The sequence below is a fragment of the Chryseobacterium rhizosphaerae genome (assembly GCF_003385455.1).
Lineage (GTDB): Bacteria > Bacteroidota > Bacteroidia > Flavobacteriales > Weeksellaceae > Chryseobacterium > Chryseobacterium rhizosphaerae.
The window spans coordinates 138,273-150,326 of sequence record NZ_QNUF01000006.1; the positions used below are offsets into that span (position 1 = coordinate 138,273).

The 12,054-nt window shown below is 35.1% G+C and carries 14 protein-coding genes; 7 read left to right on the forward strand and 7 right to left on the reverse strand.

Annotation, left to right across the window (positions count from 1 at the left end):
- Positions 1-19: 19 nt before the first annotated feature.
- The 6 genes from DRF57_RS07385 to DRF57_RS07410 form a co-directional block, all read right to left on the reverse strand.
- A complete protein-coding gene (locus DRF57_RS07385) occupies positions 20-2,014 on the reverse strand; it encodes a KUP/HAK/KT family potassium transporter (RefSeq protein ID WP_084085346.1) in 1,995 nt (664 codons plus the stop codon).
- Between the two features lie 116 nt (positions 2,015-2,130).
- Entirely contained in the window at positions 2,131-3,111 is a 981-nt protein-coding gene (locus DRF57_RS07390; protein WP_047488092.1) for a pyruvate dehydrogenase complex E1 component subunit beta, read from the reverse strand.
- 100 nt (positions 3,112-3,211) lie between these two features.
- A complete protein-coding gene (locus DRF57_RS07395) occupies positions 3,212-3,829 on the reverse strand; it encodes a hypothetical protein (RefSeq protein WP_115917697.1) in 618 nt (205 codons plus the stop codon).
- A gap of 1 nt (position 3,830) precedes the next feature.
- Positions 3,831-4,328 carry an RNA polymerase sigma factor gene (locus DRF57_RS07400; protein WP_115917699.1) on the reverse strand — a complete coding sequence of 166 codons (498 nt, stop codon included), beginning with the start codon at positions 4,326-4,328 and terminating at the stop codon, positions 3,831-3,833.
- A gap of 105 nt (positions 4,329-4,433) precedes the next feature.
- Positions 4,434-4,853: a DUF2147 domain-containing protein gene (locus DRF57_RS07405; RefSeq protein ID WP_047488084.1), complete on the reverse strand. Its 420-nt coding sequence runs from the start codon at positions 4,851-4,853 to the stop codon at positions 4,434-4,436.
- 155 nt (positions 4,854-5,008) lie between these two features.
- Positions 5,009-6,937 (reverse strand): LTA synthase family protein, encoded by a 1,929-nt coding sequence (locus DRF57_RS07410; protein WP_115917701.1) that lies wholly within the window; start codon positions 6,935-6,937, stop codon positions 5,009-5,011.
- A gap of 89 nt (positions 6,938-7,026) precedes the next feature.
- Between DRF57_RS07410 and DRF57_RS07415 the strand changes: the two genes are divergently transcribed.
- From DRF57_RS07415 to DRF57_RS07435, 5 genes are read left to right on the forward strand one after another with little or no spacing between them, the layout of a single operon-like run.
- On the forward strand, positions 7,027-7,740 hold the full coding sequence (locus DRF57_RS07415; protein WP_115917703.1) for a CDP-alcohol phosphatidyltransferase family protein: 714 nt from the start codon (positions 7,027-7,029) through the stop codon (positions 7,738-7,740).
- A gap of 59 nt (positions 7,741-7,799) precedes the next feature.
- Entirely contained in the window at positions 7,800-8,564 is a 765-nt protein-coding gene (locus DRF57_RS07420) for a 3'-5' exonuclease (protein WP_115917705.1), read from the forward strand.
- 3 nt (positions 8,565-8,567) lie between these two features.
- Positions 8,568-8,990, forward strand: a complete 423-nt coding sequence (locus DRF57_RS07425) for a putative signal transducing protein (protein WP_047488074.1) — start codon at positions 8,568-8,570, stop codon at positions 8,988-8,990.
- Between the two features lie 49 nt (positions 8,991-9,039).
- Positions 9,040-9,645 (forward strand): fumarylacetoacetate hydrolase family protein, encoded by a 606-nt coding sequence (locus DRF57_RS07430; RefSeq protein ID WP_084085869.1) that lies wholly within the window; start codon positions 9,040-9,042, stop codon positions 9,643-9,645.
- 60 nt (positions 9,646-9,705) lie between these two features.
- Complete coding sequence (locus DRF57_RS07435) at positions 9,706-10,143, forward strand: universal stress protein (protein WP_047488068.1); 438 nt, start codon at positions 9,706-9,708, stop codon at positions 10,141-10,143.
- An 83-nt stretch (positions 10,144-10,226) separates the two neighbouring features.
- Here DRF57_RS07435 and DRF57_RS07440 read toward each other — a convergent pair whose 3' ends face one another.
- Positions 10,227-10,460 carry a DUF6341 family protein gene (locus tag DRF57_RS07440; protein WP_047488066.1) on the reverse strand — a complete coding sequence of 78 codons (234 nt, stop codon included), beginning with the start codon at positions 10,458-10,460 and terminating at the stop codon, positions 10,227-10,229.
- 42 nt (positions 10,461-10,502) lie between these two features.
- Here DRF57_RS07440 and DRF57_RS07445 point away from each other — a divergent pair, with 42 nt between their 5' ends.
- Together DRF57_RS07445 and DRF57_RS07450 are read left to right on the forward strand one after the other, a co-directional pair.
- Complete coding sequence (locus DRF57_RS07445; RefSeq protein ID WP_047488062.1) at positions 10,503-11,408, forward strand: DUF6427 family protein; 906 nt, start codon at positions 10,503-10,505, stop codon at positions 11,406-11,408.
- A gap of 6 nt (positions 11,409-11,414) precedes the next feature.
- Positions 11,415-11,999, forward strand: a complete 585-nt coding sequence (locus tag DRF57_RS07450; protein WP_047488059.1) for a DUF3109 family protein — start codon at positions 11,415-11,417, stop codon at positions 11,997-11,999.
- Positions 12,000-12,054 lie beyond the last annotated feature (55 nt).

Sequence of the window (12,054 nt, forward strand, 5' to 3'; positions counted from 1 at the left end):
TGATTACATGACCTGACATTTAAGAAGTGTGTCGGAAGTACCCGGACTGTTCAATTTTATTGTCATAAACAGTAAGTTCTGTAATCGGCGCAGATTCCACTTCAACGTTATGAGAAGACACTCCCCAAGCCTTAAAGTCATCACTTCCTATATACTTCACAAAGTTGTAAATATTAAGGGTAATCTTCTGTTTAACAGTTAAAAGGATATCGTTGATATATGTATTATCTATAATTACATATTTCAAATCCGGCGGTATATCATGAGCTCTTAAAGAGGGATGACTGCTTCTTGAAGGAATGGTACCATCTGCCATTAAGTCTTTCAGTACCATATTGAAATAATCATTAATTCTTCGGTCCACTTTAAATCCTAAAAGGAAATTAACTTTATAAACCGTTCCCGGAAGAATTTCATCTACCGTATACTTGAAAGTATATGGATCCTCCTGATTGACAATACTTAGAATAAAATAGTGATCAGCTCTTTTCGGCTGTTTTTTAATGATAGAATAGATAATTTTTGATTCTACCTCATCATTTCTTTTCGCTCTGCTCAGATAAGCAAGATTCGTTGCATATTTTGGAATGGTTTCATCCAGTTTCATATCTTTAATGATAGATACGTATTTATCTATTTTCACAAACTGGATAAATCTTGTTTTTATTAATCTTCCATTATACCATGCGTACATAGATATCCCTATAGAACCAGCTAGTACCACTGTAATCCAACCGCCTTCCATGAATTTAATAATATTGGCACTGAAGAAACCTAGCTCAATAGCCATATATACCAAAGCAAAAAGAAGTATCAGTACTTTGCTTACTCTGCGTTTCAACAACCAGAAAACTAAAAGAACTGTTGTCATCAGCATCGTTACCGTAATAGAAAGACCATAGGCAGCTTCCATTTTTCCAGATTCTCTAAAATGGAGAACTACAATGATACATAGAATAAGAAGTCCCCAATTGATTCTTGGGATATACATTTGTCCTTTAACTCCAGAAGGATAATCAATTTTTTGATTAGGCCATAAATTAAGAGACATTGCTTCAGAGAAGATGGTAAAGGAACCTGTAATTAAAGCCTGGCTTGCAATAATCGCAGCAGCAGTGGCTAAAATTACTCCCGGTATGATCATCCATTCTTCCATAATTCCAAAGAATGGGTTTACTACAGAAAAGCCAGGTTTATTATAATTGGTTAAAAGCCATGCTCCTTGTCCAAGATAGTTTAAAATAAGCATAATCTTAACAAATGCCCAGCTTACTCTTATATTTTTAGCACCACAATGCCCCAAGTCTGAGTAAAGAGCTTCCGCCCCGGTGGTACAAAGAAAAACAGCACCAAGAATAATAATTGCACTAGGTGAATTTACGATAAGTTTATAGGCATAATAAGGGTTGAAAGATCTTAAAATTTCAAAATTCTCACTCAAATGCATTACTCCTAACCCTCCTAGCACTAGAAACCAGACAACCATCACAGGGCCAAAAAACTTTCCAATAAAGCTAGTCCCAAATTGTTGCACAACAAAAATAACAATCAAAATTCCAATTGTAATAGGAACTACAGGGGTATGAGGATTGTATATTTCAAGACCTTCAATAGCTGACATTACTGTAAGCGACGGTGTAATCACACCATCTGCAATAAGTGCTGCAGCCCCTATAATTGCAATAAGATACAGCCATCCTTTTTTAAGGTTTCTAACTAATGAGAACAAAGCCAAAATACCTCCTTCCCCTTTGTTATCTGCTCTTAAGGCAATGATTACATATTTGATGGTAGTCTGAAGAGTAAGTGTCCAGATAATACAGGACAAAGCACCTTCTATGTATTCGTTGAAAGGCATATTACTACCTCCTGCCTGTGCATTAACAATTGCTTTCATCACATAAAGCGGTGATGTACCGATATCTCCGAAAACAATTCCTAAAGAGACTAAAACTCCAATAAAAGAAAGTTTTTTTATATCAAAATGATAACCATCTTCTGTAACGTCTGCCATGTCAGCTTATTTATTTTTTAAACGCGCAAATTTATATTAATTTTATGACTCAACGAATTTTTATCCATGAATATAATAAATGAAAAAACTTCCTTTCGGAAGTTTTTTTCTATTATCTATTTAACGTACATCGCTTTTTTAATTTCCTCTTTCACTTTTTCAAGCTTAGGGAACCACTCTGCAAATAGTGCTGCAGAATAAGGCGCAGGTGCATCAGGAGTAGTAATTCTCTTGATTGGAGCATCTAAATAATCGAATGCTTTTTGCTGTACCATGTATGTAATTTCTGAAGATATTGAACCAAATGGCCAAGCCTCTTCTAAAATAACTAATCTATTTGTTTTCTTTACAGATTCTAAAACCGTATCAAAATCCAGAGGACGAACTGTTCTAAGGTCAATAACTTCTACAGAAATTCCTTCTTTAGCCATATCTTCAGCAGCCTGAATAGCCAGCTTCATGATTTTACCGAAAGAAACCAACGTAACATCTGTACCTTCTCTTTTGATATCTGCCTTTCCTATTGGTAAATAGTACTCTTCTTCCGGAATTTCCATTTTATCACCATACATCTGCTCAGATTCCATGAAGATAACCGGATCGTTATCCTGAATAGCTGTTTTTAATAATCCTTTTGCATCATAAGGGTTAGAAGGCACCACTACTTTAAGCCCCGGACAGTTGGCAAACCAACCTTCGAATGCCTGAGAGTGAGTAGCTCCTAGCTGTCCTGCTGAAGCTGTAGGACCACGGAAAACGATAGGACAGTTCCACTGTCCACCACTCATCTGACGTATTTTTGCTGCATTATTGATAATCTGATCAATTCCTACTAATGAGAAATTGAATGTCATAAATTCTACGATTGGTCTGTTTCCATTCATTGCAGCTCCTACAGAAATTCCTGTAAATCCAAGCTCTGCAATAGGAGTATCAATTACTCTTTTAGGACCAAATTCATCCAGCATTCCTTTTGAAGCTTTATATGCACCATTATATTCTGCCACTTCCTCCCCCATCAGGTAAATGGATTCGTCTTTACGCATTTCCTCGCTCATTGCCTGTGCAATTACCTCACGAAAAGTATATTCTGCCATATTTTCTTGAAAAATTTAGACTACAAAAATAGTGTTTTTTTATTATACACATAATAAAAAAGGCATCTCATTCAATGAGATCCCTTAATATTAATTTTATTTAAATTGCTTTTTCCTCCTGCAAGCTCAGTTCTTTATAGTTTTTTCTAAGGTTTTTCAGAATTTTCCCATAGGTTCTGTTATATATTGCATACAAAAGATAGAAAACAATCAGCAGGCAAATTCCAAAGACAAGGTAATTTCCCCATCCGGGTACCATTATTCCGGGATCAGTAGAAATGTTTTCAACAGATGAGCTTCTGCCCCAACCATCTTTAAATCCAGCCATAACCTCCTTTGTATTGTGTTCAAAATGAATGACACTGTCTACGATTGCCAAAAGCAATGAAATACAGGCATAGCTTAATACAAGTTTTCGTAAATTTAAAATAGCTTTCATTAATGCAATGCTATTCTGCCCTGCTGTCATCTTACGAAACAGAAATATAATCCCCGTCATAAAGGCAAAAAACAAAACCATCCTGATGTAGGGAAACTGACCACTCATATAACCGTAAAAAGTCCATAATACAATTTCAATAAGTCCTATAATTAATAAATTTTTGGTCATGGAAACAGATTTATGTTTAATCATTCCATCAATTTCGTTTTCGGAATATTCTTTAAATTCTTCAGATTCTTTATTCCAGTCTTTTTTTAACAATTCCAGTTCTTCCATATTATGTTGTGCTTATTTTCGTTTTCAAATTATTTTTTGCTCTGTTCATCTTTACCCTTGCATTGCCTTCAGTAATCCCCAGGATTTCCCCAATTTCTTTATAGGGCTTATCTTCAAGATACATCATGATGAGTGCTTTTTCTACATCAGACAGTTCATAGATGGCTTTATACATTCTTTTTAACTGATGCTCATCATCTACATATTCCTCATGCTCTATTTTCAGGGATCCAATATCCAGTTCCACGGGCTGGCCTTGTTTTTTCTGAGGCTTCCTAAATAAAGTAATGGCCGTATTAAGCGCTACACGATACATCCAGGTAGAAAATTTAGCCTCCCCTTTGAATCCAGGAAATGATTTCCAAAGCTGTATGGTGATTTCCTGAAAAAGGTCTTCATTATCTTCAGCATTATCTGTATATATTTTACATATTTTGTGGATAAGTTTTTGATTAGGTTTAAAAAATCCCACAAATAATCTTTCCTGTTCTGTGCTCATATGCTATAAGTGGAGGAATTTTATTTTCGTTACAGTTTTTTCACAAAAAAAAAAAACGACATTCCATTTCTGAAATGCCGTCTTAAAATTCTATTTAAACTTAAATTAATTAGCTTTCTCCCAAACCTGGGTTCTTCCTAATAAAGATAATCCTAAGTAACCTCTTACATTTAATTTATCTCCACTTTTTGTAATGGTACATTTGTAAGTTTTTCCTGTTTTAGGGTCGGTAATACTTCCTCCTGTAAATTCATCTCCATCTTTTTTCAATCCTCTGATGATCTCTAATCCCTGAATCGGTTTACCTTTTCTGTCATCCTTACAAGCTGTACAGTTCGGATCAGCTGGTTTTATAAGCAACTGAGAAACCTTCCCATAATATTTTCCATCTGATTTTTTAAATATCTCGACAATAGATTTAGCTTGCTTAGTTTCATCATCTATCGTTTTCCATTTGCCTTCTATCTGTGCAAATGAAAGCACACTGAATAGTGAAAGCGCGAATGTTAATAACAGTTTTTTCATATTTCTTATAGTTTTAATTCTGATACAGTAGTCTTTCCTACGTATTGATAAAAATATAAATTAATTTTCAACAAACAAAAACTTTTGTTATACAAAGCATAAAAGGTAAGAAACATTCTTTATTTTTTATCCGCAGCCTACCTATCGTCTTTGGGCTAATTCAGTTTTCTGTTGATCACTCTATTCATATAATCCTGATACCAGGCTTTTGCCATTTGTTTTCCTTTTTCTACTTCAGGAGTTTTAAGTTTACTGATCAAATTATTTTCAAGTCCTAAATCACTTTTATCGTATACCCCTATAATTTCTTTACCATCAAAACGGTACATATAGTTCCCAATAATAAACTGCTCCGAAGTTCCATCGGAATTAACGACAATAGAAGGATATTTTTTATCACTCACTAAGCTTCTTCCCCAGCTTCTTAAAGGCTTATTGTAACCGATAAGGTCTGCTAAAGTAGGATAAATATCTATCTGCTGAGCTGTCTCAGGATTCTCTCCCTTAAGCTGGTATTCGGGATTTGGAGAGTAAAAAATCAGTGGAACAGCAAAACGGTTCATTGCTTTTTCATATTCCGGATAGTATACCTGATTGGTATGATCTCCTGTAAAAACAAAAATTGTATTATTGAACCAAGGCTGTTTTTTAGCTGTTTCAAAATATTTTTTAATGGCATAATCTGTATATTGAATAGGCTCATGCATTTCTATTTTCCCTTTTTTAAATTTTCCCTGATATTTTTCCGGAATTTTAAACGGGTGGTGAGATGAAGCCGTAAATACAGTAGTCATAAAAGGCTGTGTTTTTCCTACATTTTTAGCAAAATACTGAAGGAAGGGTTCGTCCCATATAGCCCACATGCCGTCAAAATCTTCATCATGGTTATATTCTGTTTTCCCAAAGTAGTGTTTGAAACCTAAGATGTTCCCAAATCCGAGGAATCCCATCGAACCATTGGGTGCACCGTGATAAAAAGAAGTATCATAACCTAAGTCATTACATACCGAAACAATAGACTGAATTTTCTGATTAGAATAGGGTGATCCGGTAAAAGCATCCGTAAGACTCGGAATACCTGCCAACACACTGCTCATCCCATGAATAGACTGCCTTCCGTTCGCAAACGTATTTGGAAAAATAAGACTCTGTGTTGCGAGGCTATCCATAAACGGTGTGTAGGAAACATAGTCTTTGATATTTTTATCTTTATTAAAAGCCCCGGAATACTCACGTCCAAAAGATTCTACAATAAAAATAACAATATTGGGGCGGTTTTCCACTTTCCTGTCGTATACTTTGTGAGACTGTACATTTTCATCAATATATTTCTCATCTACAAAATGAACTTCTTTAAAACTATTGGTACCCAATGTCCTGAAAAAGGAGAAAGTACTGTTCAACACTACATTTCCCTGAAGCGGATTGGTTACAAAACGATTGGCGTCCACCATATTGATCGGTCTTGTACTATGTTTAAAGTCACCACGAATTCCTCCCACTACCAAAACGGCTGTGATACATAAAATAACAACCGAGGAAAGGAAATAAGGTAATAATTTTGCTGGTTTCTGCTCCTCAATTTTCACTTTTTTGTATAGAAATACCCATAATCCCATCAAAACAACAAACCATATCAGTACAAAAGGATGCTCACCAACAGAGATCATGAATGTTTTCGAAAGATTAGACTCGTGCTCCGCTACCTGCAATGCTGCTGACGTAAGCCTGGACTGTGAAAATTTATAGTAAATAAAATCACCGAAATTCATCGAATAGGCAATCCCATTGGTTATAAAATAGATCCAGAAGAGAATTTTCTGAAAGACTCTTTTAGTATTGATCACCAAAGGAATCAGACTAAGGAGTATAAACAACGAATTGACATATAGAATCGCCGTAGTATCAAAGGCTGTCCCATGATAGGCCAGCTTTAGATAATCCGAAACTGAGTCGATTTTGATCAGTCCTTTATTGAAATACCAAAATAAAAGTCTCACAATCTGATAAAAGACATACGCTAAAAAAATCCTGTAAACTAATACCAGAACTTCCTGTTTTCTCAATCCTTTTAAAAATTTCATGCGGCAAATTTACATCAAAATCACTTTATTGTGTTTTTTAGTGCATAATATTTTAAGATAGAATTTTTAAAAACATTATTTTTGTAGCTATGAATTTTATAAAAAATAATCTGGCCAATGCCTTGACCCTGGCTAATTTATTTGCAGGCTGCATAGGTGCAATACATCTTATTTTAGGAGATTATCAGACAACGGCAATTTGCCTTATCCTTTCTTCGATCTTCGATTTTTTTGACGGTTTTGTAGCCAGAGCTTTAAAATCAAACTCCAATCTTGGCCTTCAGCTTGATTCCCTTGCCGATATGGTAAGTTTTGGGTTGATTCCCGGGCTTACGATGTACAAAGCACTGGAACCTTTTGGAACCGAGCTCCTTGGCCTTCATTTGCCATTTGAAATCAAATACATGGGATTGCTGGTTACGCTTTTCTCTTGCTTACGATTGGCGATCTTTAACCTTGATGAAGAACAGAGGTATTATTTTAAAGGATTGAACACGCCCACCAACACAGTGCTGTTATTTGGTTTATATTATGCGTTTAAAGAAACCGGTTCTTTCAGTATTTTATTTGAAAATGAACTCTTATTGCTTCTATTAATCATTATTACATCATGGCTTCTGATCAGCCCGATTAAGATGATGGCTATGAAATTTAAATCCACACAATTACAAGATAACTATCCAAAAATCGTATTATTAGTGGGAGGTATTGCTATTCTGGCCATATTCCGTATTGTAGGAATCCCAATGCTTGTCATTTATTATATTTTGGTATCCCTTGTTTTCCAGAGACAACTGAAATAAAAAATAAGGTCCCACAGCATCAATACATATTATCACTTATTCAAATTATCACTATCAACATGAATTTAAAACTCCATAAACCGCTTTGTATTTTTGATCTTGAAACAACAGGAACGAATATCGGAAAAGACAAAATTGTTGAAATCTGTATTCTGAAAGTAAACCCTGACGCTTCCAGAGAAAGCAAAACATGGCGTGTAAATCCGGGAATGCCTATTCCTAAAGAATCCAGTGAGATCCACGGAATTTATGACGAAGACGTAAAAGAGGCTCCTTCTTTTAGAGAAATTGCCCCCAAAATTATGGAAATGCTTACCGGAAGTGATCTGGGAGGTTTTAATTCCAACAGATTCGACGTTCCTTTATTGGCTGAAGAACTCCTGAGAGTAGAAATTGATTTTGATCTCAGCAAATTCAGGCTGGTGGATGCCCAGACTATTTTCCACAAAAAAGAACCTAGAAACTTAGGCGCTGCTTACCAGTTTTACTGTGGAAAAACATTGGAAAATGCCCACTCTGCAGAAGCTGATGTATTGGCAACTTTTGAGGTACTGGATGCACAAATAGGGAAATATGATGATATTCCGAATGAGATAGCTCCCTTAAGTGAGTTTACTTTCCATAATAAAAATGCAGATCTTGCAGGTTTTATAGGATATAATGAAAAAAAGGAAGAGATTTTCAATTTTGGAAAATATAAAGGACAGGGAGTAAAAGCAGTATTCCAAAAGGATCTTGGTTACTACGGATGGCTTCAGAATGCTGATTTCCCATTGTACACCAAGAAAGTTTTTACAAAGATTCAACTCTCAGGAAAATTTTAAAAAATGGCCAACCTGATTCGCTTAAAATTTCATGATAATGCCCTTGAAGCCAATAGGGACAAACAGATATTGGCTGAAAACGGCATTAACAGTTTCATTGCCAATGAACAGCTTATCCAATCGGACTGGCTGCTTTCTCAGGCCGTAGGAGGTATTCAGCTTCAGGTTTTTGAAAATGATTTAGAAAGGGCAAAACAGATTCTTCAGGATTATAAAGACAATGAAGAATATTCGCTGGAGGTGGAACATACTATTGAAAATCCTGAATTCAATTTTGTCTGCCCGAAATGTGGGTCCAATCATATTTATCAGGATGAAAAACCTGGTGGTGTTTTTGGAATCAGCTGGTTGATTCTGGGATTCCCAATAAAAATTTCTAAAAACCAATACCACTGTTATTATTGTGGTAATGAATTTACCCATTAAAAAATAGAAGACTGCTTTGTTCTCATGACAAGCAAAAAAAATAAAAGTTATGAAAATAATCTGTATAGGAAGAAACTATAGCGAACATGCAAAAGAATTAGGGAACGAAATCCCTGAGAACCCTGTTATTTTTATGAAACCTGATACAGCGGTTTTAAAAGGAAATGATTTTTATATTCCCGAATTTTCAAATGATGTACACTATGAGCTTGAAGTTGTCCTAAAAATTTCAAAAGGAGGAAAATACATTCAGAAGGAGAGCGCCCACAAGCATTATGAAGAGATCGGCTTAGGAATAGATTTTACCGCCAGAGACCTTCAAAGCGAACTGAAATCAAAAGGTCTTCCATGGGAACTTGCCAAAGGATTTGATGGTTCCGCTGTCGTAGGGAATTTCTTTAAGAAAGAGAATTATAATCTCGACAGCTTGCCGTTTTCTTTACTTAAGAATAAAGAAAAAGTACAGGATGGAAACACCAGAGATATGATTTTCAGTTTTGATGACATCATAGCATTTGCTTCACAATATTTTACTTTAAGAGTAGGTGATCTTATTTTTACCGGGACTCCAAAAGGTGTAGGAAAAGTAGATGAAAATGATATTCTGGAAGCCTACCTTGAGGATGAAAAAATCCTTGATATCCGAATATTATAAGTTATTTAACATCAACTCTGGCAAATTTTTCTTATCTTTAGGTAACAAAATGAAAGGCTTATGATAAATATTGTATTACCCGTAGATTTTGGGGATAAAACAGAACAGCTGGTAGAAGGTGCCATCAAATTTGCCAAACAGCTTAATGGTAGAATTTATCTGATTCATGTAGCTCCATCTGATATCGGATTTGCGATCGGGGATATGGGATTTCAATATTTTCCGGAAGTGGAAGCGAATGAGATCAGAGAAGAACTTGTTCAGCTTAATAAAATTGAGCAGAGAATTATTGCCCACGATATTGATTGTGAACATCTTCTGAAACAAGGACTTGCTAAAGATATAATCATTGAACACGCAAAGGAAAAAAATGCTGATTATATCGTCATGGGATCACATGGAAGAAGTGGGATTTATGATGTATTTGTAGGGAGCCTTACAAAGGGGCTTACGAAAAGTTCGCCTGTTCCTGTTTTAGTACTTCCTATTCATGACTAAGAAAATTAAATTTTAATCGTTAGTAATAAAAAAACCGATCAAATTAAATTATTTGATCGGTTTTTTACTATATAACCAATTAATTAACCTTCTTTTTTATAGATTTTTGGATCGTAGTAAGGATTCTTACCTTCCGTAGGAGAATAATAGTCTTTATCTTTATCACCGCCCAATGTAGCTACCAGCACATAACACCAATAAGTAAACATTACACAACAAACGATAAATAAAATCCAGTTTAAAACATTACCAAAGGTCTCAAAGAACCCAAAAGACCATTTGAAAACTTTGCTTAAGAATAGAAAGAAAGACGTCATTATTTTCCTTTTTTAAATTAACTTTGTACAAATTTATAAAAAATGTTTAAATTACTTTCAAAAGAAAGCAATATTTTTTCAATTCCTGTTTATATTGGTTTTCTTCTTTTAGTAGTAATAATATTTAACATACTGAATCTCAATACATATGAGGCAATTGTCGCGGGTATTACTTTTCTGGGAATTGCTTTGGGATATTTTTGTTTTCACAGTATTGCTCTTAATTATCAGACCCATTTGCCTTTATTTCTGTATACGGTTTTTATTTTTGGGCTCTATCCGGGAAATTTAGATATTGGAATTGCAGTTTCCCTGCTTACCAATTCTTTTCTTATCCTTCTTCTGACCAGTGCGGATGAAGACATCAGAAAAAAGTCATATGTATTGGTGGGTGCTATTGTGGCATTGAATTTTATATTCCTTCCCACTACCTGGCCTATGGCTGTTTTTGTTATCATCCACGTGGTGGCTACATCTGCAAAAATAGGATTAAACCTCTTCAGGTTTCTGTTGGGAATGGTGTTAATTGTGTTCAGTTATTTCTCAGTGATGTATTTTGTTCAGTTTACTTCATGGAATATAGATTATTTTCCATTTGGAAAAATGAAACCCGTAACAGACTATACAGAGCTGTTACCATTGACCCCTATTGTTCTTATGCTCATCTATGCAGTATATGATCATTTTAAAAATTATAATAAGAAAAGCCCGATAAGCAGATATAAATATACTTTCCTACTGGTCTTTTCCCTTGCTCAGCTTGTAACGATCATTCTGTATATGAATACAAACTATGAATATTTGTTGCTTTTAGCATTTCCTTCAAGTATTATTCTGAGCAGGATGGTGAGGTTTTTACCAAAATATTGGATGCAGGAGGCCGGCTTATGGCTTATTATTATCAGTTTACTTGGCTTTAAAGCAGGTACAGTTTTTGATTTATTTTAAAAAATTATGATTCAGATAGACGATAAATTGATTTCCGAGGATATTTTTTCCGAAGAATTTGTTTGCAACCTTAGCAAGTGTAAGGGTGCATGTTGTGTGGAAGGAGATGTAGGAGCTCCGTTGGATAAAGACGAGCTTGAGATTTTAGACAGTATTTTTGATAAAATAAAGCCTTATCTTACTCAGGAAGGAGTGAAAGCCCTTGAAGAACAGGGAACATGGACTACTGATCCACACGACGGAATGTATGTTACTCCAATGGTGGAGGACCGTGAATGTGCTTATGTAACTTTTGATGATAAAGGAATTACCAAATGTGGGATTGAAAAAGCCTATGAAGATGGTGCTGTAGACTGGCAGAAACCTATCTCCTGTCACCTCTATCCTATCAGGATTACAGAATACTCTACTTTCTCTGCTTTAAACTATCATGAATGGAATGTTTGCAGTGATGCCTGCAGTCTTGGAAAAGAACTTCAGGTTCCTGTTTATAAATTCCTGAAAACACCATTAACCAGAAAGTACGGTGAAGATTTTTATAACGTTCTCAGCGAAGTAGCTGACGAATGGAAAAAAGAATACGGTTCTTAACCCGTAAGGATTTGAATTGAAATAAAAAAGCCGCAGAAATAATTTTCTGCGGCTT